The following is a 24,520-nucleotide window of genomic DNA, read 5'->3' as shown; positions in this document are numbered from 1 at the left end:
TATAATAAAGTAGCATTAGTGGCAGAATCAAAGCAATATAACATCATTTTATCAGGAGGTGGCACTGGTGGTCATATCTATCCTGCGATTGCTATTGCCAATGCGTTAAAGTCAAAATACCCTGAAGCTAAATTTTTGTTTGTCGGTGCTAAAGATAGAATGGAGATGGAGAAAGTACCGCAAGCTGGATATGATATCAAAGGGCTTTGGATTACTGGAATCCAAAGAAATTTGACATTAAAAAACTTAATGTTTCCGTTTAAATTGATAAGTAGTCTTTGGAAAGCCCGTAAGATTGTGAAATCTTTTAAGCCAGATGTGGCCATTGGAACTGGTGGTTTTGCAAGCGGACCGTTACTATATGTGGCAGCTTCAAAAAATATTCCAACGTTGATACAAGAACAAAATTCATATCCTGGAATTACCAATAAATTATTGTCAAAAAAAGCACATAAAATATGTGTAGCTTATAAAGGATTAGAACGGTTTTTTCCAAAGGAAAAAATTAAAATTACTGGAAACCCTGTACGACAAGATTTGTTGAGCATTGACGAAAAAACAGTTGAAGCTAAAAATCATTTCGATTTAAAACATGGGAAATATACGTTGTTGGTTTTAGGCGGAAGTTTGGGTTCAAGACGTATCAATCAATTGATTGAAAAAGAACTCGATTATTTTGATACTCAAAATGTGCAAATCATTTGGCAATGTGGTAAGCTTTACTATGAGCAGTATAAATTATATGGCAATACCAAAAATGTTCAAGTGCACCAGTTTTTAAATAGAATGGATTTAGCTTATGCAGCCGCAGATATTATTATTTCGAGAGCCGGAGCAAGTTCGGTGTCGGAATTATGCATCGTTGGTAAGCCGGTTATTTTTGTGCCATCGCCAAACGTAGCTGAAGATCATCAAACCAAAAACGCAATGGCAATTGTAAATAGAGACGCAGCGTTATTGATTAGGGAAAGTGATTTGGATGTGGATTTTGAAAACAAATTTTCACAATTAATCGCGTCACGGGAAAAGCAAAAAGAATTAGGAGCAAATATTAAAAAATTAGCATTGGTAAATGCAACAAAAGATATAGTTGAAGAAGTAGAAATATTGCTTAATAAATGAATTTGAATAGTGTACATAACGTCTTTTTCGTGGGTATCGGTGGTATCGGTATGAGTGCTTTGGCGCGCTATTTTAAATCTATTGGCAAAAACGTTTCGGGTTATGATAAAACTTCAACCGAAATAACCAAAGGGTTAGAAGAATTTGGTATTTCGGTTCATTTTGAAGATGATATTGATAAGGTTGATAGTGCGTTTCTAAATAGTGATGAAACCTTAATCATTTACACGCCAGCAATTCCAAAGCAACATTCAGAGTTAAACTATTTTATGTCGCATGGTTTTAAGGTGATGAAACGTTCTCAAATTTTAGGCTTAATTACAGAAAACACTTTTTGTTTAGCAGTTGCAGGAACGCATGGCAAAACGACAACGACAAGTATATTAGGACATATAATGTATGCATGTAATGTGAAGCTAACCGCTTTTTTAGGTGGCATAAGTGAAAATTACAATTCTAATTTAATATTGAATGGCGATGAGGTTTCAGTAGTTGAAGCCGATGAATTCGATAGGTCATTCTTGACATTATCCCCAAATTTGGCATGCATCACTTCAATGGATGCAGACCATTTGGATATTTATGGAGATGCTTCGGAATTAAAAAGATCATTTGAAGACTTTTCTAAAAAAATAAAACCTAACGGAAAGCTATTTGTTAAAAATGGTTTGCCTTTAAAAGGCATTACTTATGGTATTGAAGATGATGCAGATTATTCAATTCAAAATATAAAAATAGAAAATGGGAGTTATATTTTTGATATTAAAACGCCGAAAACAGTTCTCCAGAATTTAAAATTTAATTTACCAGGAAGACACAATTTGTCTAACGCATTAATCGCTTTTGCAATGGCTTCAGAATTTGGGTGCTCTTATCAACAACTTTCCGAAGCATTAGAAACTTATAAAGGTGTAAAACGTCGCTTTACGTATCATATTAAAACGGATGATTTGGTTTTTATTGATGATTATGCACATCATCCTGAAGAAATTAATGCAGTTCACGGTGCGGTTCGGGAAATGTATCCAGATAAAAAAGTACTAGCCATATTTCAACCTCATTTATACAGTAGAACACGAGATTTTATAGATGATTTTGCTAAAAGTTTATCACAGTTTGATGAATTGTTACTGTTAGATATTTATCCAGCAAGAGAACTGCCAATTGAAGGCGTGACATCAACTTGGTTGTTAAATAAAATTGAGAATCCTAATAAAAAATTAGTCAATAAATCTGATTTAATTTCAGAAATACATAAAAGTGAAGCTCAAGCTATTTTAACCATAGGGGCTGGAGATATAGGCGAAGAAGTAAAACATATTAAAAAAGAATTAAGTAGTGCGAGTTAATTGGAATTATATAAAAATGTTGGGTTTGCTACTATTTGTGGTGGTTTTGTATGCGTTTACTTCTGTTAAAAATAAAGCGCGGGAAATATCAAAACCTAATATTTCGTTTTTAGGCGATAACAATCTTTTTATAACCCATGAGGCTGTTAGTAAATTGTTAATACAAAATCAGGGGAGTGTTAAAAAAATGCCTAAAGAAACTTTAGATTTGAACGAATTAGAATCTGCCCTGAAATCTAATCCCATGATAAAATCGGCTGAAGTGTATGTTGCTGTAAATGGAACACTTAACGCCGAAATTAAACAAAAAAGACCTGTTGCGAGAGTAAGCACAAACGCATCTTATTATATAGATGATAAGGGTAATTTCATGCCGTTGTCGTCTAATTATACCGCTAGGGTGCCTTTGGTTACGGGTTATGTTGAAAAAAATAATTTGCAACACCTTTTTAAGGTTGCACGTAAAATAGAAACGGATGATTTTTTAAAGCAACATGTTGTAGAGATTCATCAAAGTGAAAATGGAGGCATTGCCTTAAAATTGAGGCAATGCAGTTTTACTGTGAATTTGGGAAGTTTAAAGTTGTTGGATAAAAAGATAAATAACTTGAAAGCGTTTTATAAAAAGAGTTTAAAAGAAAAAACGTTGGACAAGTATAGTAAAGTGAATTTGCAATTTGATAATCAAGTGGTGTGTACCAAAACGTAACAAATGGAACATAATTTAGCAGTAGGCTTAGACATAGGAACCACAAAGATTGTGGCGATGATTGGTCGTAAAAATGAGTACGACAAACTTGAAATTTTAGGTATTGGTAAATCTAAAAGTTTAGGAGTGCACCGTGGCGTTGTTAATAATATTACGCAAACAATTCAATCTATCCAGCAAGCTGTTCAAGAAGCAGAAGCTACTGCCGAACTTAAAATTGAAGAAGTTACCGTTGGTATTGCAGGTCAACATATCCGTAGTTTACAACATAGCGATTATATCACTAGACCAAATTCTGAAACGGTTATAGATGAAGATGATATAGATAGACTCATCAATCAAGTGCATAAACTGGTAATGCTGCCCGGTGAAGAAATTATCCATGTGTTGCCTCAAGAATATAAAATTGATGGGCAAGCCGAAATAAAAGAGCCTATTGGCATGTATGGTGGACGTTTAGAAGCCAATTTCCATGTAGTGGTTGGGCAAGTGTCGTCTATCAGGAATATTGGGCGTTGTGTTCAAAGTTCAGGCTTAAATTTGGAAGGTATCACGCTTGAACCTCTGGCATCGGCAAATGCTGTTTTAAGTCAGGAAGAAAAAGAAGCAGGTGTTGCATTGATTGATATAGGTGGCGGCACAACCGATTTGGCCATTTTTAGAGATGGTATTATCCGTCATACCGCAGTCATTCCTTTTGGAGGAAACGTGATTACAGAAGATATCAAAGAAGGCTGCTCGATTATAGAAAAACAAGCTGAATTGTTGAAGATAAAGTTTGGTTCTGCATGGCCAGGAGAAAATAAAGAAAATGAAATTGTTTCAATTCCCGGATTAAGAGGAAGAGAGCCAAAGGAAATAACGCTTAAAAACCTATCGCGGATTATCCACGCCCGTGTGGTTGAAATTGTGGAGCAAATTTTTGCAGAGATTAAAAATTATGGTCACGAAGAGCAAAAGAAAAAATTAATTGCAGGTATTGTATTAACTGGTGGTGGAAGCCAGTTAAAACACCTGAAACAATTGGTGGAATACATCACAGGAATGGATACTAGAATTGGCTACCCTAACGAACATTTAGCCGGTGATAGTGATAGTGATGTTACGAGCCCATTGTATGCAACAGCTGTTGGATTGGTGCTTGACGGACTAAAACGCAATGAGCGTAAAAAGTTTGAGGCGCAAGAGCAAGAAGTCTATGAAGAACAAATAAAAGACGAAACTGTTAGCGAAGAACACATAGAAAAGCCTGTAAAAGAACGCAAATCTTTTCTAGACAAATTAACTGAACGCGTTAAGGATTTTTTAGATAACGCCGAGTAGTTGAAAAATTAACCATTGAATTAAAAGTAAAATTTAGAACCCCAAAAAAAAGGATTTATGAGCAGTAAAAACGAATTCGAAAGCATTGCATTTGATTTGCCTAAAAATCAATCAAATGTTATAAAAGTCATCGGCGTTGGTGGCGGTGGTAGCAATGCCATCAACCATATGTTCCAGCAAGGTATTAAAGGTGTGGATTTTTATGTGTGTAATACCGATGCTCAGGCGCTTCAAAGTAGTGGTGTGCCTAACAAAATACAACTAGGACTAAACTTAACAGAAGGTTTAGGAGCAGGCGCAAACCCAGAAATTGGTGAGCAATCTGCTGTTGAGAGTTTTGATGAGATTTCCCAAATGCTGGATAGTAATACCAAAATGGTTTTTATTACCGCAGGAATGGGCGGTGGTACTGGTACAGGTGCTGCACCAATTATTGCAAAAATGTCTAAGGACAAGGATATTCTAACCGTTGGGATTGTAACCATGCCTTTTCAGTTTGAAGGAAAAATGAGATTACAACAATCTCAAAAAGGCATTGAAAGACTAAGAAGTGTTGTAGATTCTCTAATCGTAATAAATAATAACAAACTTCGTGAAGTGTATGGAAACCTTGGTTTTAAAGCTGGTTTCTCTAAAGCTGATGAAGTGCTATCTACTGCTGCTCGCGGAATAGCAGAAGTTATTACGCATCATTACACACAAAATATAGATTTACGAGATGCTAAAACGGTGTTGAGTAATAGTGGCACCGCAATTATGGGATCGTCGTTGGCTTCAGGTCAAGATAGAGCTCAAGATGCCATTCGCAAAGCTTTAGATTCTCCGTTATTAAACGATAATAAAATTACAGGAGCCAAAAATGTGTTGCTGCTTATCGTTTCTGGTTCACAAGAAATTACCATTGATGAAATAGGGGAAATTAACGATCATATTCAAACGGAGGCAGGTCATGGTGCAAATATCATCATGGGTGTTGGTGAGGATGAAACATTGGAAGAATCGATTTCCGTTACAATTATAGCAACTGGATTTAATATCGAACAGCAAGATGAAATTTCTAATACGGAAACGAAGAAAGTAGTTCATGCATTAGGAGAAGCTGCTGAAACAAAAGCTAAAGAACCAGAAATTATTGAGCCAATTGTTGAGTTGGAGAAAAAAGAAGAAACTCCAGTTGTAAGACATACTTTAGATATTGAAGAGGTTGAAGAAGAAGTGATTTCTTCTGAAAAAATTGTTGTTGAAAAGCCAAAAACAGGACAGCTGCCTAATGATATTACCTTAATTCCAACGTCAGAATTAATAAAAAATATCGATGTTGTTTATGAAAATGTTAGGGGCAATATAAAGGAAGAAGATGACTTTATCATTAAGCCAGTAACTAAAATGGAAGTTCAGAATCCAGCGATTGAAGAAACTGAGGAAGAACAACAAATTACCTTGACTTTTGATTTGCCTTTATTTTCACAAGATGAAGAAGAAAAAGAGGAAGATACCGTTACTTTTAATTTGGATGATGATGAAGCAAAAGATATCCCTGTAAATGATTATGTAGAGCTTATTCCTGTAACGGAAACGAGTGAAGAAGGTGGCGATATTCGCTATGCACTAGATGATTATATCGAAGCAGAATCATCTATGAATAAATCACAAACAAATACGGATGAATTAGTAGAGGAGATTCCAGAGGATTTAGTGTTTGAAAAGAAAGTGATCAAAGAAGATGTGGCTGAACAGTCTGTTGATGAGGAATTTGATCCTATGGATTTGCCTATTTCTGAAATTTTGAAACAACGCACCGCAGAACGTCGCCTTAAAATGAAAGATTTCAATTATAAATTCAATACCTCAAAAATTGATGATATAGAAAAAATACCTGCGTACAAACGTCAAGGCGTAAGTTTGGAACAAAGCAGACATTCATCAGAGACTGATTTGTCAAGAACAAGTGTTGGGGTGGATGATAATGATGATATTCAATTAAGAACAAATAATTCTTTTTTGCACGATAATGTAGATTAGTAAAAATACTTCTGTGCTTAACCGTACTTTAGTGATGTCCCGAAAAGCAACCCTCATTCTTTTCGGGATTTTTTTTTCTCCTAACTTCTAACTTCACGCTTCCAACTTTTTCCTATCTTCGCACTTCTTTTCAAACTATAGATTATGAGTTTACAACAAGATATTATGTCGGCTTTAAAAGAAGCGATGAAATCTAAAGATCAAACAGCTTTAACCGCATTACGTGCTGTGAAATCTGCTATTCTATTAGCGCAAACAGAAAGTGGCGCAAAAGAAGACTTAACTGAAGAGCAAGAGCTTAAAATACTTCAAAAGCAGGTGAAGCAGCGCAAAGATAGTGCAGCGATATATTTAGAGCAAGGACGTGAGGATTTAGCAGCCCCAGAATTAGCTGAAGCAGAAGTGATAAGTCAGTTTTTACCAGAAGCATTAACAGATGAGGAAATTGAAAAAGTAGTAGTTGCTGTTATTGAACAAACTGGTGCAGAAGGTATGAAGGATATGGGTAAAGTCATGGGAATGGTCAGTAAGGAATTAGCGGGACAAGCAGATGGTAAAACCATTTCTAATATTGTGAAGGCGAAATTGTCTTAATGTTTTTTAAGGATTTTAAATTCAAAAAATTAACTTTGAATACTGAATACTGAATACTGAATACTGAATACTGAATACTGAATACTGAATACTGAATACTGAATACTGAATACTGAATAAGGCTGCGTAGTTCAACTGGATAGAATATCAGATTTCGGCTCTGAGGGTTGGGGGTTCGAATCCCTTCGCGGTCACAAAAAAAACAAAATCTCTTATGTTGAATTCAAGCAATTGAATTTGGTGTAAGGGATTTTTTTGTTTTATAAGGAATATGTTATTTTCTATATTGTTGTTAATTCCTCTATAATTGCACTAATAAACATTTGTTAGCATTTCTGTAAAAGAGTGCAGTATTATTTCACTTAGTTTCATTTTATTTCGGTTTAATAAAAAATTAGTATATTTGAAGATAAAAACAACTAAAGCTAAATGATGTGTAAGTTGTTTTTAATTCAAAATGATAATTACTAAATTCTTATTTATGAAATATCTCATTGTATTATTCTTGTCTTTGTTGGCGGTATCCTGCAAATCAGACGCTAAATCAAATTCCAAAGAGGTTGATAAAAAACCAAATATTCTACTAATAGTTATAGACGACCTGGGTTATGCCGATTTTTCACCCTTTGAAAACTATGACACTAGTGTTTCTACGCCAAACATCACACGTTTAGGAAAATCTGGTACAGTATTTACGCAGGCTTATGTCACGGCACCAGTTTGTAGTCCGTCGAGAGCTGGAATTTTAACAGGGAAAAATCAATTTAGATGGGACAAGCCAGCAAGTTGGGGGCCTGGACTTCCTGATAATGTGAAAACTTTACCTGAATATTTAAAGGAAGCGGGTTACGAAACCGCACGTATTGGTAAAAATGATTTAGGACGAAATTTTCATAAAAACGATGTCCGTGAATATCCGCTAAATCATGGTTACGATGAGTTTTTAGGGTTTAGTGCACATGCCCATGATTATTGGTTGAATTCCCAGGACATTAAAGACCGTACTCCAGATCCGTACGGTACAAGTGCGCTTTTAGGGCCGCTCATGCATAACATGGGGGAAAAGAGTTATGATGAAGGTTATCTTACCGATATTTTAACCGATGAATCTGTCGATTATTTGAAGAGGGATAGAGAGAAGCCTTTCTTTTTAACGCTAGCCTATAGTGCGGTTCATCATTTAATTCATGAAGTTCCTAAAAAGTATTTAGATAAATATGATGTCAAGGAAATCCCTAATTATGATCCAGATGCTATGTTGGCTTATGGCAAGCATAAACCAGGGACATATTCTGCTTATTATGACAAATATTCTCGTGTGGGCGCCATTCAGCATGAAGATTTACGGAAATACTATTTGGCGAATCTTAATTGTTTGGATGATAATATCGGACGTGTTCTAGATGCCTTGAAAGAGAATGATCTCGATGAAAATACGATAATTGTGTTCATTTCAGATAATGGGGGGTCCCCGCTTACAGGAGCAAATAATGCACCATTAACGGGTGGTAAATATTCCCTTTGGGAAGGCGGTATTCGTGTGCCTTTAGCTATAAGTTGGTCCGGGAATATAGACGCTGGTAAAGTAGAAACCAGATATGTTTCAGCAACCGATATTTTGCCGACATTGACGAATATAGCTGGTGTTGAAGTTGCCGATACAACTATTGACGGGGAAAATCTTTTAAAGCCAGAAGCTGATAGATTGTTAGTGTGGAAATGGCAAAAAACTTGGGCAGTTAGACAAGGCGATTGGAAATTAACCAACGCTAAAGAAAATCATTGGAAAAGCGAACCATCTGCACAGTATATCGCGCCAATAGTTGACAATATGGAATTAAAGCTATTTAATATTTCAAAAGACCCAGGGGAACGTATCGATCTAGCTGAACAACATCCAGAAAAAGTAAAAGAACTTGAGGCGAGCTATAAAAATTGGATAGATTTAAATGTTAGAAAATAAGAAATTTTGGGTGTTACACAATAGTAACTTTAACGCCTTTTTCTTCTAGTTTTTGCTTATAAGATGCAGAGATATTATTGTCTGTAATAATTTCATGAATCGCACTTAAATCACAAATTTTGGCAAAACTCTTTTTGCCAAATTTTGAAGAATCGGCTAAAACAATTGTCTTTTGAGCCGATGCCAGCATTTTTTGGTTTAATTGGGCTTCTTCTAAGTTTGTGGTTGATAAACCATAATCTAAATCAATGCCGTCAACACCCAGAAAAAGCTTGCTGCAAGATACATTTTCTAAAATATGAGCCGCATAAGACCCTATTACAGAAGCAGAGCTATGACGAATATAACCGCCTAATTGCAAAATCTCAATATTTTTATCGTGAATTAAATGTAACACCGCATAAAGGGACGATGTGATAACCGTTAACTTGTTTTTCGGTTTTATAAATTTTGAAAATGCTTGGACAGTAGTTCCGGAGGCTATCATTATAGAGTCATTTTCCTTGATGCGTTTTGCGGCTGCTTGTGCGATACCGTTTTTTTCTTCAACTGAAATCTTTTCTTTTTCAACAACAGCTTTTTCATTGATGTAGGGGTTCTCTAAAGAAGCACCTCCGTGAGTTCTGAAAAGCAGACCTTTTTCCTCTAAAAACTTTAAATCCTTTCGAATGGTAACTGCGGAGACGTCAAGCTGTTCGCACAAGTCTAAAACTTCAACGTGTTTTTCTTTTGCCAAAATATTTAAGATGGTTTCATGTCTTTGCATAAAAACAAATATAGTTAAATGAAAGAAAATGAAGTGTAAAAAAAGCAATTTATCACTACTAAAATATAATTTAGTTTCATTTAGTTTCGTTTTTAAAATAATATTTTGTAGATTTGAAGAGAAATAAAATTAATCAAAACTAAATAAAAGTTCATTTGTTCGATAGAAACACATTAGTTAAACAGTTGAAGGCCCAACTATATTGGGATGTTGTCATTGTTGGTGGAGGTGCCACTGGTTTAGGTATTGCATTGGATAGTGCAACTAGAGGTTATAAAACATTGCTTCTGGAACAGGTAGATTTTGCCAAAGGAACGTCGAGTCGAAGTACAAAATTGGTGCATGGTGGTGTAAGGTATCTGGCGCAAGGGAATATCGATTTAGTTAAAGAAGCCTTATATGAAAGAGGTTTAATGCTGAAAAATGCTTCTCACTTAGTGAGTAATCAGTCATTTATTATTCCGAATTACAAATGGTGGGATAACTTGTTCTACACAGTAGGCTTAAAAATATATGATATACTTGCCGGTAAATTAAGTTTTGGTAAATCTACCAGAATATCCAAAAACGAAACAAAATCACGATTAGAAACTATAAAGGATGAAAGTCTTAAAGGAGGTGTTGTGTATCAAGATGGTCAGTTTGATGATTCAAGATTGGCTGTAAATATTGCACAGACTTCAATTGAACAGGGTGCTACGGTTTTAAATCATTTTAAGGTAGAACGATTGCTGAAAAGCGATGATGGGGCTGTAAGTGGTGTAGTTGCGAAAGATGAAGAAACCAATTCAACTTACACTATTAACGCTAAAGTAGTAATCAATGCAACTGGTGTTTTTACAGATGAAGTTTTAAAAATGGATAATGCAGCTGCTAAAAATATAATTCGCCCCAGTCAAGGTGTGCATTTGGTTTTAGATCAATCATTTTTACCGGGAAAAGATGCGATTATGATTCCCAAAACAGACGATGGCAGGGTGTTGTTTCTAGTGCCTTGGCATAATCGAGTAGTCGTTGGAACTACAGATACGCTTTTAGATAGTCATAGTTTAGAGCCTAAAGCATTGGATAAAGAAGTAGATTTTATTTTGTCAACTGCCAACAGATATTTAACAAAAACCGTAACCAAAAATGATGTATTAAGCATTTTCGCTGGATTACGCCCATTGGCAGCTCCAAAAGACAAATCGGAAAAGACAAAAGAGATTTCCAGAAGTCATAAAATTATAGTGTCAGATTCTGGGTTGATTACTATTACTGGAGGTAAATGGACCACATACCGACGTATGGCACAGGATACTTTAGGTAAAGTTATTGAATTAGGAAAACTGCCAAATACATCTTGTAAAACAAAAGATTTGTTAATTCACGGGGCCAATGGTACGGTAGATACATCAAATCATTTATATATTTATGGCACCGATAAAAAAGCGATAAAGGCACTTATTGAGGACTCTCCTGAACTGGGAGAAAAATTGCACCCTAGATTAGAGTTTTTAAAAGCCGAAGTGGTTTGGGCAGTAAAACACGAAATGGCAAGAACTATTGAAGATGTTTTAGCAAGACGCGTTAGAATGCTTTTTTTAGACGCTAAAGCTGCGATAGAAGCTGCACCAACGGTAGCCACAATATTGGCTAATGAACTCAATAAAAATGAAGATTGGACACAGCGACAAATTTCTGATTTTATAGAAATTGCTAATCACTATGTCATTAAAAATTAATGTTTAACTAAAAACAACCCCGAGTAAGTGTTCTCCTTCCCGATAGTTATCTGGATTGGGGGAGTTAGAGGGGGCTTCTATCATGGAAAAATACATCTTAGCATTAGACCAAGGAACGACAAGTTCCAGGGCCATTGTTTTCAATAAAAAAGGCAGTATCATATCTGTAGCCCAAAAAGAGTTTACACAGTATTTTCCAAAACCAGGATGGGTAGAACACGATCCTATTGAGATTTGGTCAACGCAAGCAGGTGTTGCTGCCGAAGCCATTGCAAATAAAAGTTTGAATGTAGAAAACATTGCGGCAATTGGTATTACAAATCAACGTGAAACAGTTGTTGTTTGGGATAAAAACACAGGAAAACCTATTTATAATGCGATTGTTTGGCAAGATAAAAGAACAGCTTCTTATTGTGATGCACTCAAAAAACAAGGCCACGAAAAAAGTATCAGGGAAAAAACAGGATTGGTTATAGATTCCTATTTTTCGGGAACAAAGGTAAAATGGATTTTAGACCATGTTGAAGGTGCTAGGGAAAAAGCTGAAAGTGGCGATTTAATTCTAGGCACCATCGATACCTGGTTAATATGGAATTTCACAAAGGGAAAAACACATGTAACCGATGCAACAAACGCTTCAAGAACCTTGATGTTCAATATAAATACTATGGATTGGGATGAGGAGCTTCTCGAATTATTGACTATTCCTAAAAGTATGCTGCCAGAAGTAAAACAATCTAGCGAAGTTTACGGAAACACAAAATCCACGTTTTACGATGCCAATATTCCTATTTCTGGAATTGCTGGAGATCAACAGGCAGCACTATTTGGACAGATGTGTACCAAGAAGGGTATGGTTAAAAACACCTACGGAACAGGCTGTTTTATGTTGATGAACATAGGCGATAAACCTATCGTTTCTAAAAATAATTTGTTGACCACGGTAGCTTGGAAAATAAACGGAAAAACTATCTATGCTTTTGAAGGCAGTATCTTTATTGCAGGAGCGGTAGTGCAATGGTTGAGAGATGGTTTAAAAATTATAAGAAATTCTTCGGAAGTTGAAGCTCTTGCTAATTCCATTAAAGATTCAGAAGGTGTTTATTTTGTACCTGCGTTTGCAGGATTGGGAGCGCCACATTGGAACCAACAGGCGCAAGGGACTATTTTCGGATTAACAAGAGGAAGTACAGATGCACACATTGCTAGGGCTGCTTTAGAATCCATTGCATATCAAACTATGGATATTTTAAAAGCTATGGAAGCCGATTCTGGAGTTTCCATTAAAGAATTGCGTGTGGACGGTGGGGCTACTGTAAATAATATGCTCATGCAATTTCAAGCCGATGTATTAAACACGGTAACCGTACGTCCTAAAGTTGTAGAAACGACTGCGATGGGAGCAGCATTTTTAGCAGGATTAGCGGTAGGATATTGGGAAAGTCCTGAAGAAATTCAAGAAATCTGGCAAACCGATACACATTTTAAACCAACGGAAGACAGAAAAACAATTGAAGAAAACATCAAAGGTTGGTACAAAGCCATTGATGCATTGGAATATTGGTCGAAAGACGATTAAGTCCCTATTTCCACCCTCTCCGAAAGAGAGGTAACTTACAATCGAACACCTATGAATTATAACAAAAACCACGGATCTAGATTAGATCGAAAGAAATAAATTATAAATTAGTCCCAAATACCTCTTTTGCATAAAGCGAAGTGCCTGGCCGGCAGGCAGGGTCCTAAATCTTTCAATCAAAAACCGTAAATCGTAAATCTAAAATAGTAAATCATTATGACACCATTTATAGCAGAAATTATAGGGACAGCCATGCTTATTTTATTAGGTGGAGGTGTTGTTGCAAACGTAGTGTTAAACAAAACTATTGGTAATAATAGCGGTTGGATAGTGATTACCACAGGTTGGGCCTTGGCGGTTTATGTGGGTGTAGTTATAGCAGGGCCTTATAGCGGTGCGCATATCAACCCTGCTGTTAGTGTTAGTTTAGCTGTTGCTGGTAAATTCCCTTGGAATGATGTGCCAATGTATGTTTTAGCGCAAATGATAGGAGCTATGTTAGGAGCGTCAACGGTTTGGCTAGTCTATAAAAACCACTTTGATGTTACCGAAGATGCGGATAGTAAAAAAGCGGTGTTTTGTACTGCTCCTGCTATAAGACATGCCTTTTCCAATTTTTTTAGTGAGGCCATGGGGACATTCGTTCTTATATTTACTATTTTATATTTTACGAACGCCACAATAAACGATACAGATACCGTAATTGGTTTGGGTTCTTTAGGTGCGTTACCCGTCGCTTTTCTAGTATGGTCTATTGGTTTGTCACTTGGAGGTACTACTGGTTATGCTATTAATCCTGCTCGTGATTTAGGACCTAGAATTATGCATGCTATTTTACCTATAAAAAATAAAACATCAAGTGATTGGAGCTATGCTTGGATTCCTGTATTAGGACCTATTGTTGGAGGGTGTTTAGCTGCATTGTTAATGCTTTCATTGTCTTAAATTTTTTCAGGTTTTAATAAGAGAAGCAGTTCATTTTGTTTAATCATTTTCTAAAACTATCTTTAGTGTCATGTTGTGCAAATGTGCATTTGTTTCAATTATAATTAGAAAATGAAATTTTTAATACCACTTTTTTTCATGCTTTCGTGCCTGATATCCTTTTGTCAGGAACTGCCGCCTATTGAAAAATTTACCCCCGAAGATTATCAAGCAGACAACCAAAACTGGATGATTTCCCAAAATCTAGATAAGTACGTTTATGTTGCAAATAATAGGGGGCTGTTAGAATATAATGGTGCAAAATGGACAACCTATACTTCGCCAAACAATACAATTATTAGAGCCGTAAATGTGATCGATAATAAAATTTACACCGGTTGTTATGCCGAATTTGGGTATTGGATAAAAAACGAATTGGGTGTTTTGGAATACGTTTCATTGCCATCAAAACAGGACAAAAAGATTATAGAAGATGAGCAAATTTGGAATATCATAGATTATAATGAGTGGGTTATATTTCAGTCGAGCCATAAAATTTATTTCTACAATACCAAAACTGAAAACTTCAAAATTATTCCAGCTTCGGATAATATTTATAAAATTTTCAAGGTAAAAAACCGTATTTATTATCATGTTGCAAACCAGGGGTTGTATGTTATTGAAAATGGAGAGCCTAAATTAATTATAGATAGTCCAGTTGTAAAATCAGGTAGGGTCATCAGTCTTTTTGAAAATGAGGAAAGCCTCATCGTTCTTACTCGAAATTATGGGTTTTATAAATTTCAAAATAACAAAATAGAACCATGGCAGATACCAGCAGATACTGTATTAAAAGCAACAAATGTGTTTAGTGGTATTCAGCTTAAGGATGGCAGTTTTGTTGTAGGTACTATCTCGGACGGTGTAATACATCTAGACCAACAAGGCAACATTAAATATCAAATTACTCAAAAAAAAGGATTGAGCAATAACACGGTTTTATCACTTTTTGAGGATGAAGCCAACAATGTGTGGCTAGGGTTGGATAATGGCATAAACTGTATAAATGTAACATCCCCCATAAAAACTTTTTTTGATTACGAAGGTGTTTTGGGAACGGTCTATACCACACAGGTTTTTAAAGATGTTTTGTACATTGGTTCTAATCAAGGTTTGTTTTACAGAACTTTAAATGGAGGAAATGAATCGTTTGAGTTTATAGAAGGTACGGCAGGTCAGGTGTGGGATTTGTTCAATTATAAAGATGAAAATCTATTTTGCGGACATCATTTAGGGACATTTGTAATTGATGGAAAGAAAGCCAATAAAATAAGTGATGAATTAGGTGCTTGGACGTTTAAAGAAATTCCGAAGCAAGAAAACTTATTATTACAAGGAAATTATTCGGGTTTATTCATCCTGGAAAACAAAAATGGATTATGGAAAGTTAGAAACAAAATTGAAGGTTTTAATAATTCATCGAGATACGTCGAAATTAATAGTAAATACGAAACCTGGGTAAGTCATGAATACAAAGGAGTTTTTAAATTGAAACTAAACGATAGCTTTGCTAAAGTAGAAAAACTTGAAATAGAAACAAGTTTGCCCTTAGGGAAAAACTCCAGTTTAATTAAATATAAAGATGCCATAATTTATGCCTCTGAGGGAGGTGTTTTTAAATATAATGAAGCGTATAAGAGTTTTAAGAGAGATTCTGTTTTAAGTAAGACCGTTAAAAACGGCGATTATATTTCAGGTAAACTTGTTGTCGATAAAAAAGAAAAATTGTGGACCTTTTCAAAAGACTACATAAGCTATATAAATAATGACGCTATTACCAACAAGCTTGTCATTAATAATATTCCAATTCCTTCAAAATTAAGGAAGGGTGTTCTAGGGTATGAAAATATTTCGCTTATAAAAAATAGCACTTATGTTTTAGGTACTGCAAATGGCTATATTACCTTAGATGTATCTAAAATACACAAGGAAGAAACGTATTCAATTTATCTAAACTCGGTGTCTTTAAAAAATGATGATGACGAAATTTTAAAATATGCAATTAGTGATGAGGGTGCTTTTGACCATAAGGCTGGGATCTTATTGTTTGAGTATTCCGTTCCGGAATATGATAATTATTTAGATGTAAAATACCAGTACAAACTCGAAGGGGGTTTAGATAAATGGAGTAAATGGACTGAGAAATCACAGGTTACCTTCGAAAATTTGTCTTTTGGGGATTACACCTTTAATGTAAGAGCAAAGGTTGGCGATAAATTATCCGAAAACATAGCGTCTTATAGCTTTTATGTCCAGAGGCCATGGTATATTTCCAATGCAGCCCTGTTTTTTTATGCGTTGCTACTTTTGATAATCATACTAATCACCCATAGGGCATATAAGCGCCATTATGTAAAAAAGTTTTCTCGCGATCAATTGGAGAGTGAACAGGCGCTAATGCAAATTAATAATGAAAAACTAAATCAGGATATAGAAAATAAAAATCGAGAATTGGCCATCTCAACTATGAGTATCATAAAGAAAAATAGAGTTTTAAATAAAATTAAAAAGGAGCTCAAAAAAAATAAAAGCACCAATAATAGTGTCGCTTTAAAATTAATTGATAATAATTTAAATGATTCCAAAGATTGGTCTTTCTTCGAGCAAGCTTTTAACAATGCAGATAAGGATTTTTTAGAAAAAATCAAGTTGTCCCATCCAGATTTAACACCCAACGATCTGCGTTTTTGTGCCTACTTAAGGTTGAATTTATCATCAAAAGAAATGGCCCCGCTCCTTAATATATCTGTAAAAAGTGTCGAAACTAAGCGTTACAGGTTGCGCAAGAAATTAGGTTTGGAGCATGATAGTGGACTTGTTGACTACATCTTAAAGTTTTAGCAACACGACAAAGGGCTTTTTTACCACGACATTACCACGACAACGGCAAAATTCCTAATGCTTTAATGAGAAAGTGCGAACTTTTGTATTGAATTTATTTTATAGTGTTTACAGGGTTTGTAGCTAATTATTGCTAGTTTTTTTGTGCTATATATGCGATGTTCGTTTTTTATCGGCATAAAAATTATGGAATTCTCAAAATTAGAGGGTAAATTTACATATACTTGATTTGAAGTCTTTTCAATACGTAAACTCAATGATGCTTTTGAAACTAAACTCAATTATTTTAAACTAAACTTAAAACGACACTTTATGAAAGTAAAACAACATTATCAAAAAATGAAGGTTGTGTTTTCACTTCTGTTTTTGTTTCTATCAATTACAGTAATGGCACAATCTCAAAAAACAGTTACCGGAACTGTGCTATCAGCGGCAGATAATATGCCTCTGCCCGGAGCAACTGTAATAGAAAAAGGAACTACAAACGGAACATCAACAGATTTTGATGGGAATTTCTCCTTGACTGTAAATAGTGGTGCAACTACACTAATTGTATCTTATATAGGATATGTAACTCAGGAACTTGCAATTTCAAGTGCTCCAATGACCGTATTATTGAAAGTAGATGAGAATGTACTTGATGAAGTAGTAGTAGTAGGTTATGGATCCATAAAAAAGAGCGATGTTGTAGGCTCTGTAGCTAGTGTAGATGTTGAAGAAGCAGTCGCTATTCCAACTACTAACGTTTCTGAAATGCTTAGAGGTAGAGCGGCAGGTGTTCAAGTAAATCTGGCTGATGCCAGACCGGGCGGAAGTTCTAACATTATTATTAGAGGTAAAGCTTCGTTAGACGCTGGGAATGACCCACTAATCATCGTAGATGGCATTCCTTACGATAGTATTAATGATGTTGCTCCAGAAGATATTACATCTATTGAAATATTAAAAGATGCTTCTTCTCAAGCTATTTATGGTTCTAGAGCCTCTAATGGTGTGATTTTAATTACGACCAAACGTGGTAAAGAAGGTAAAATAAATGTAAATTATCACGGCTATACTACGGTGCAAACCTTAACTCGAAATTTTGAGATTTATGACGGCGCAGAATTTGCACAATTAAGAAGAGAAGCACAAAGAACAGGAAACAATAACGTCTATTTAGATGACGATGTGATTTTTGAGCCTTTAGAATTGGAAAGTATTCAAACTGGGAATTATACAGATTGGGAAGATATAGTGTTGCGTGATGCATTACTAACCAGTCATTCATTAAATGTTTCTGGTGGTGGTGAAAACACTAAGGTGTTTTCTTCCATAAGTTATTTTACGCAAGATGGTTTAATTCCGTCTTCGGGTTTTGATAGAGGTACTTTTAGAACAAATATCGATCAAAAGATTACTGATAAATTTAGTGTACAGGCCAATATTAATTTTCAGACTAGCAATCAAGATCGAGAAAGCAACAATATAGATTTTATTAATATTTCTCCTTTGGCTAAAGCTTTTGACGATAATGGAGATTTACTTCAACTTCCATTTGGACCTACTACAACACGTTTTAATCCGTTGTGGAATATTAGAGAGTCTGTGAACGAAATAAAAACACGATTAACAGATATTAACCTTGTAGGTAATTATCAAATTACATCGGCACTTTCTTATAAATTAAATACATTTTTAAGACATAGAAATGCAGATCAAGGAATATATAGAACACGACTGCACAGCTCTGGAGATGGCGATGTTAATGGTTTGGCAACATTAGGGACTAAAAACTATAGAGAACAACTTATTGAAAACATTATAAATTATAAACCAAAAATTAATGAGGATCATGGACTGGACTTCACTTTTGTCCATGCGATAAACGAAAGAAGAACAGAGGAAACAGAAATAACTAAGTCTGGTTTTGCAAATGATGCATTAAGTTTTAATGGAGATGCTACAGCTGTAGTTGGAGAGCCTACCAGGGATGTAGAAGAACGTAAACTGGTTTCTTTTATGGGTCGGGTTAGATATAACCTACTTGATAAATATTTATTTACACTTACAGCAAGAGCAGATGGCTCTACGGTATTTGCTGAAAATAACAAATGGGGTTACTTTCCAGCCGCAGCTTTTGCTTGGAAAATGCATGAAGAATCATTTTTAAAGGATTCCCAAGTTATAAATCAAATGAAATTTAGATTAAGTTATGGTGATACTGGTAATGAAGGCATAGACCCAAGACAATCTTTAGGTGTTGCAGGTGCTTTACCTTATGTTTTTGGGGGCGTTTCCACAGGGGGTTTTGCAGGTATTGAACGATTACCAAATCCCAACCTTAAATGGGAAACGACTAGAGCTTTAAATGTAGGTTTGGATTTTGGTGTTATAAAAAACAGGCTTACAGGTACATTAGAATATTATAAAACGAATACCACAGATTTGCTTTTTGATAGGGATTTAAGTGGTACTTCTGGTTATACAGTAACCCGATTTAATATTGGAGAGGTAGAAAATAGAGGTTTTGAAGTATCTTTAAATGCTAAAATTATTAGAAATGAAGATTTTAGGTGGACTGTTGGAGTTAACTGGTCTACAAACAGCAATGAGATTTTATCCCTAGATGGAACTTTAGATCAAGACGGCAATCCTATAGATTTTGTTAATGATGGTTTATTTATTGGTGAATCTATAGATATTATAAGAACTCAGATTTTTGATGGCATTTGGCAAGAAGGAGATGACATAGCGAACTCCGCACAACCTGACGCAATGCCAGGTGAAATTAGAGTTGTTAATATAACAGATGAAGATCCTGAAGTTCCAAATATTGGTCAAGAAGATTTAATAATAATTGATCAAAATCCAGATTGGTATGGCTCAATAAATACAACCTTTGAATATAAAGGATTTGAATTGTTTGCAGATGTTTATATTGATCATGGCTCAACTCGATTTAATCCTTATCAGGGGGAGTCGAATAGCGGAGCAGGACTTCAAGGGAATGCAAATGGTATTAAGGTAGATTATTATACTCCCGAAAATCCATCAAATCAGTTCCCTAGACCAAATGTAACTGCAGATCCCTTCTTACGTGTTTTAGGTGTTGCTGATGCTTCTTATGTAAGATTACGAACATTGTCTTTAGGCTATAGCTTTTCATCAGATGTTTTAACAAGATTGGGTTTAAGAAGTTTAAATGTTTATGCTACTGGTACAAATCTAATTACTTCAACAGACTATAAATCTTATAGTCCAGAGACTAATCCAGGATCTTTTCCCGATACTAAAGGTTTAACCGTAGGTATAAAAATTGGTATTTAAAAACAAAAAATAGAGATTATGAAAAATATAAAAAAGTTATTAAAAATAAGATATGCAACGGTGTTCATGTTCGCACTGTTCATGACTGTGTCGTCTTGTGAAGAATATCTTCAAGATGAATTACTATCCGATATTTCTGTAGATTTTCTTTATAGCTCTCAAGAGGGTTTGGAGAATGCCGTGGTTGGATTATATACCATAAACAGAGATATATATACAAAAGGACCATTAGAAAATGATGCTTTGGCATTAGTACCACAAGCAAGATCAGAATTAGTTTTAGGTTTTACTAGTGGGCATCTTTCATTTTTTGCAAGATTAGGCTGGGGAGTGCTTCAAACTAGTTTTGGGACTAGAAGAACAGATCACTACTGGCAGAATTATTACCGCTTAATAGATCGTAGTAATGCTATTATAGCCGCTGCAGATAATGTAGAATTTAGTGATGAAGCTACTAAAAAAAGAATAGTGGGTGAGGCTAAGTGCTGGAGAGCGCACGCTTACTTTACACTATACCGCATGTTCAACAATATTTTTGTAACCACAACTCCAACCACTCCTGAAAATGCTTTCGATAAACCAAATGACAAATCTTCGGAAGCTGAAATATTTGGACTTTTAAATAGCGATTTAGATGATGCTATAGCAAGTTTAGATTGGACTACAAATCAATTTGGTAGATGGACAAAAGCTTCTGCTCACCATTTAAAAGCGAAAGTAGCAATTTGGGAGAAAAAACCAGATATTGCAGCTATTCACGCTGATGCGGTCATTAATAATTCAAACTATGAGTTAGTACCAAATACGAGTATTGTATTTGACGGCGATTTAAACCATACAGAAAGTCTTTTTGTTGTACAGTTTGAAGAAGATGCCATTGGAGGTGGGGATAGAAATTTAATGAATTTTGCTTTACTACCTAGGTATAATGATGTGGATGGTGTTAAGCTCTCCATTGAAAACGGAGGAAGAGGGCTTTCAACATTAGTGATGAATGAGTACTTACGTAATTTACTAAAAGAAGATCCTAACGACGATAGAGACGATGGTAACTACTACATTACAACTTACAGATATAATGATGTCGATAATTTACCACCAGGAAAAAACGTAGGAGATCCTGTAGATTCTCCAAGCGAATTTGGTCCAACCAAAGAAAGGAATGAATTTTACAGAAATTTGAATCCTGGATGTATTAAGTTTCGCCAAGAAGATGGCGACCCAACTCAAGCCAGCATGATTTCTAATATTATGGTTTATAGATTGGCAGAAACCTATTTAATTGCGGCCGAAGCTTATATGTTGACTAATCCAGGAAAATCACTGGGTTACTTGAACGCTATAAGAACGAGAGCTAAAGCAGCACCTAGAACAGCTGCTGTAGATATGCAGGCCATTATGGATGAGCGTGCTAGAGAATTAGCTTTTGAGGGGCAGCGTTTTTACTTTATAAAACGTATTGGTAAATATTTCGAACAAATTAAAAATTATGCTGGTAACGATAAATCGAATAACCAAGCGAGAAGTAGAGTGGAGCCACATCTCGAAAATTGGCCAATTCCAATTGCAGAATTATTGCTCTTAGGTCCAGATTACCCCCAAAACGATGGCTACCCTGAATAACACAAGCTAGGAATTTGATTAATAGCATTTTTTTAAATTAGTTTAGTTTGTTTATTTATGACCTAGGGGCAAATTTTTGCCCTTAGGTTTTTAACAGAAATTGATTAACTTTTAGAAGTTATAACTTTAAACCTTAAAAATCTTAATTACCGTTGATGCCAATTTATATACGTTACTTATTTTTAGCTTTTATAATTATCAGTTTTTGTGCTTGTAATTTCAATACACAAAATAAGATATCTTTTGCAGATAACCCTGTAATCGCACACCGTGGCGCATGGAAAAAAAATAACCTTCCAGAAAATTCCATAGCTTCATTAAATCAGGCAATAACACTCAACTGCACAGGCTCTGAATTTGATGTAAGAATGACATCAGATAACGTACTTATTGTAACCCACGATGCAAAATATAATGGATTGGAGGTTGATCAATCTACCTATTCAGAATTGTCGAAATTAAAATTACCTAACGGAGAAACCCTGCCCACATTAAAAGATTACATTTTAGCTGGATTAAAAAATAACGATTCCACGGGTTTGGTATGTGAAATAAAACCTTCAAAAACAGAAGGAAGAAATATCATTATTGCAGAGGAAGTCATAAATCAGATAAAAGAATTAAAAGCAGAACCTTATATTCTATCATACCTCAGTTTTAGTTATGACATTTTAAAGCGAATTAAAGAATTAGATCCGAATGCAAAAACACAATATTTGGACGGGTCTAAGTCACCGGAACGCTTAAAAGAAGATGGTATTTCAGGATTGGATTACGCATTGTTCAGATACAAAAGAAAACCTGAATGGATTACGGAAGCAAAAGAAAATGGCTTGATATTAAATGCATGGGTGGCCGATAAAGTAGAAGATATAGACTGGTTATTGGCTCATGATTTTGATTATATCACGACAGATAAACCCGAACTTGTTTTTCAACAAATAGAAAAAAGCCCTATTAAAAATGGTTATGAATTAGTGTGGAGCGATGAATTCAATTATAAGGGTAAACCCGATAGCACCAAATGGACTTTTGAACTCGGTTTAAAAAGAAATCAAGAAAAACAATATTATAGCGATAGCTTAAAAAATGCTAGAGTAGAAAATGGATTCCTTGTTTTAGAAACCCATAAAGAAAAAATAAAAAATAAAGCTTTTGTTTCTAAAGATGCTAAAAATTGGAGAAAAAAATGGGAATATGCCGACTATACAGCACCGAGTTTGTCCACAAAAGGTAAAGCAGCATGGACCTATGGACGCATCGATATTAGAGCGAAATTACCAAGAGGTGTTGGTCTATGGCCAGCATTTTGGATGATAGGGGAAAATTACAGCGAAGTGGGTTGGCCAGAGTGTGGTGAAATAGATATCATGGAACATGTAGGTTTTGATCCAGATTCCATATTTGGAACCATTCATACAAAAGCATACAACCACATGAGAGGTACTCAAAAAGGCAAAAGTATATATATAGATAAACCATACGATACGTTTCATGTTTTTTCTCTGGAATGGACGCCGGAAAAGATGGATTTTATTTTAGATGATGTAGTTTATAACCATATAGAAAACGAACATAAAACGACTCACGAATGGCCATTTGATCAAGATTTCCATTTAAAAATAAATATAGCTGTTGGTGGTATGCTTGGGGGAAGAAAGGGAATTGACGACTCCGTTTTTCCTCAGAAAATGTTGATAGATTACGTTAGGGTTTTTCAGAAAAAAAATAAAGAATGAAACAGTTTTCAACACTATTTTTACTATTAAGTTTGGTTTTTACAAGTTGTAATAACGAGACTAAAACCGATAATAAAATATCAAAAGCGAATAGCAACCTAAAAGTCATGACCTACAACATTCGGTTGGATGTAGCTTCAGATGGTGAAAACGCATGGTCTCATAGAAAAGATTTTTTAAGTTCACAGGTGCAATTTTACAGTCCGGATATTATGGGTGTTCAAGAAGCGCGTCCAAATCAAATGGAAGATTTAAAATCTGCCCTTAAAGATTATAAAACTATCGGAATAGGACGGGATGGCGAAAATAAGGGCGAGTTTTCAGCTATTTTTTACAATTCAAAAAAAGTAAAAGTTGAAAATGAAAATACCTTTTGGCTATCGGAAACCCCAAATGAAATCTCCAAAGGTTGGGATGCAGCTTACCCGAGAATTTGCACCTATGGGTTGTTTACTATTTTAGAAAACAATCAGAAAATTTGGGTATTCAATACACATTTAGACCATGTTGGCGAAGAGGCAAAATTACAAGGCATGGAATTAATCCTCAAAAAAATAAAATCTTTAAATACCGAAAACCATCCAGTAATTGTGATGGGCGATTTTAATGTAGAGCCAGATAGTCAATTAATTACAAACCTTAAAGAACAGATGAACGACTCCAAAGAGCACGCAAAAATAACATTTGGTTCAAACGGGACGTTTAATGGTTTTAAGTTTCATGAGCGTGTTACCAGAAGAATTGATTACATCATGCTTTCTAAATCTCCAAATTTGGAAGTTGAAAAATATGGCGTGCTTTCCAGTTCGATAGATTTAAAATATCCATCAGACCATTTTCCAGTATATGTTGAATTAAACTGTAATTAATTTT

At 35.1% G+C, this 24,520-nt stretch carries 16 protein-coding genes and 1 tRNA gene; 16 read left to right on the top strand and 1 reads right to left on the bottom strand.

Going from position 1 to position 24,520, the window contains the following annotated elements; translation table 11 throughout:
- Window positions 1-18 precede the first annotated feature (18 nt).
- The 8 genes from murG (at window position 19) to ABXQ82_RS08005 (ending at window position 9,082) form a co-directional block, all read left to right on the top strand.
- Window positions 19-1,122, top strand: a complete 1,104-nt coding sequence (gene murG, locus ABXQ82_RS08040) for an undecaprenyldiphospho-muramoylpentapeptide beta-N-acetylglucosaminyltransferase (protein ID WP_367057518.1) — start codon at window positions 19-21, stop codon at window positions 1,120-1,122.
- A complete protein-coding gene (gene murC / locus ABXQ82_RS08035; RefSeq protein ID WP_367057515.1) occupies window positions 1,119-2,471 on the top strand; it encodes a UDP-N-acetylmuramate--L-alanine ligase in 1,353 nt (450 codons plus the stop codon). The genes murG and murC overlap by 4 nt, the downstream gene beginning before the upstream one ends.
- 16 nt (window positions 2,472-2,487) lie before the next feature.
- Complete coding sequence (locus tag ABXQ82_RS08030; RefSeq protein ID WP_367058017.1) at window positions 2,488-3,180, top strand: hypothetical protein; 693 nt, start codon at window positions 2,488-2,490, stop codon at window positions 3,178-3,180.
- Window positions 3,181-3,183: 3 nt separating this feature from the next.
- Window positions 3,184-4,503 (top strand): cell division protein FtsA, encoded by a 1,320-nt coding sequence (ftsA, locus tag ABXQ82_RS08025; protein WP_367057512.1) that lies wholly within the window; start codon window positions 3,184-3,186, stop codon window positions 4,501-4,503.
- A gap of 57 nt (window positions 4,504-4,560) precedes the next feature.
- Window positions 4,561-6,525: a cell division protein FtsZ gene (gene ftsZ, locus ABXQ82_RS08020; RefSeq protein ID WP_367057509.1), complete on the top strand. Its 1,965-nt coding sequence runs from the start codon at window positions 4,561-4,563 to the stop codon at window positions 6,523-6,525.
- 144 nt (window positions 6,526-6,669) lie between these two features.
- Complete coding sequence (locus ABXQ82_RS08015) at window positions 6,670-7,119, top strand: GatB/YqeY domain-containing protein (RefSeq protein WP_367057507.1); 450 nt, start codon at window positions 6,670-6,672, stop codon at window positions 7,117-7,119.
- Window positions 7,120-7,239: 120 nt separating this feature from the next.
- A tRNA-Arg gene (locus ABXQ82_RS08010) sits at window positions 7,240-7,313 on the top strand.
- Between the two features lie 287 nt (window positions 7,314-7,600).
- Complete coding sequence (locus ABXQ82_RS08005) at window positions 7,601-9,082, top strand: sulfatase-like hydrolase/transferase (protein ID WP_367057504.1); 1,482 nt, start codon at window positions 7,601-7,603, stop codon at window positions 9,080-9,082.
- Window positions 9,083-9,095: 13 nt separating this feature from the next.
- Here ABXQ82_RS08005 and ABXQ82_RS08000 read toward each other — a convergent pair whose 3' ends face one another.
- On the bottom strand, window positions 9,096-9,848 hold the full coding sequence (locus ABXQ82_RS08000; RefSeq protein WP_367057501.1) for a DeoR/GlpR family DNA-binding transcription regulator: 753 nt from the start codon (window positions 9,846-9,848) through the stop codon (window positions 9,096-9,098).
- Window positions 9,849-9,991: 143 nt separating this feature from the next.
- Between ABXQ82_RS08000 and ABXQ82_RS07995 the strand changes: the two genes are divergently transcribed.
- From ABXQ82_RS07995 to ABXQ82_RS07960, 8 genes are all read left to right on the top strand, one after another.
- Window positions 9,992-11,572, top strand: a complete 1,581-nt coding sequence (locus ABXQ82_RS07995) for a glycerol-3-phosphate dehydrogenase/oxidase (protein ID WP_367058014.1) — start codon at window positions 9,992-9,994, stop codon at window positions 11,570-11,572.
- Window positions 11,573-11,654: 82 nt separating this feature from the next.
- On the top strand, window positions 11,655-13,151 hold the full coding sequence (glpK, locus tag ABXQ82_RS07990; RefSeq protein ID WP_367057499.1) for a glycerol kinase GlpK: 1,497 nt from the start codon (window positions 11,655-11,657) through the stop codon (window positions 13,149-13,151).
- A 216-nt stretch (window positions 13,152-13,367) separates the two neighbouring features.
- Window positions 13,368-14,096: an MIP/aquaporin family protein gene (locus tag ABXQ82_RS07985; RefSeq protein WP_367057496.1), complete on the top strand. Its 729-nt coding sequence runs from the start codon at window positions 13,368-13,370 to the stop codon at window positions 14,094-14,096.
- 111 nt (window positions 14,097-14,207) lie between these two features.
- Window positions 14,208-16,976, top strand: a complete 2,769-nt coding sequence (locus ABXQ82_RS07980) for a triple tyrosine motif-containing protein (protein WP_367057494.1) — start codon at window positions 14,208-14,210, stop codon at window positions 16,974-16,976.
- Window positions 16,977-17,288: 312 nt separating this feature from the next.
- Window positions 17,289-20,285 (top strand): TonB-dependent receptor, encoded by a 2,997-nt coding sequence (locus ABXQ82_RS07975; RefSeq protein WP_367057491.1) that lies wholly within the window; start codon window positions 17,289-17,291, stop codon window positions 20,283-20,285.
- A gap of 18 nt (window positions 20,286-20,303) precedes the next feature.
- Window positions 20,304-21,908, top strand: coding sequence for a RagB/SusD family nutrient uptake outer membrane protein (locus tag ABXQ82_RS07970; protein ID WP_367057489.1), 1,605 nt, complete (start codon window positions 20,304-20,306; stop codon window positions 21,906-21,908).
- 155 nt (window positions 21,909-22,063) lie between these two features.
- Complete coding sequence (locus ABXQ82_RS07965) at window positions 22,064-23,647, top strand: family 16 glycosylhydrolase (protein ID WP_367057486.1); 1,584 nt, start codon at window positions 22,064-22,066, stop codon at window positions 23,645-23,647.
- Window positions 23,644-24,516, top strand: a complete 873-nt coding sequence (locus ABXQ82_RS07960) for an endonuclease/exonuclease/phosphatase family protein (RefSeq protein ID WP_367057484.1) — start codon at window positions 23,644-23,646, stop codon at window positions 24,514-24,516. The genes ABXQ82_RS07965 and ABXQ82_RS07960 overlap by 4 nt, the downstream gene beginning before the upstream one ends.
- Window positions 24,517-24,520: the final 4 nt, after the last annotated feature.

This window comes from Algibacter sp. 2305UL17-15, from assembly GCF_040720935.1.
In the GTDB taxonomy this organism is placed as follows: domain Bacteria; phylum Bacteroidota; class Bacteroidia; order Flavobacteriales; family Flavobacteriaceae; genus Jejuia.
The sequence above is the reverse complement of the archived record's forward strand: the minus strand, read 5'-3'. Positions and strand labels throughout refer to the sequence as shown.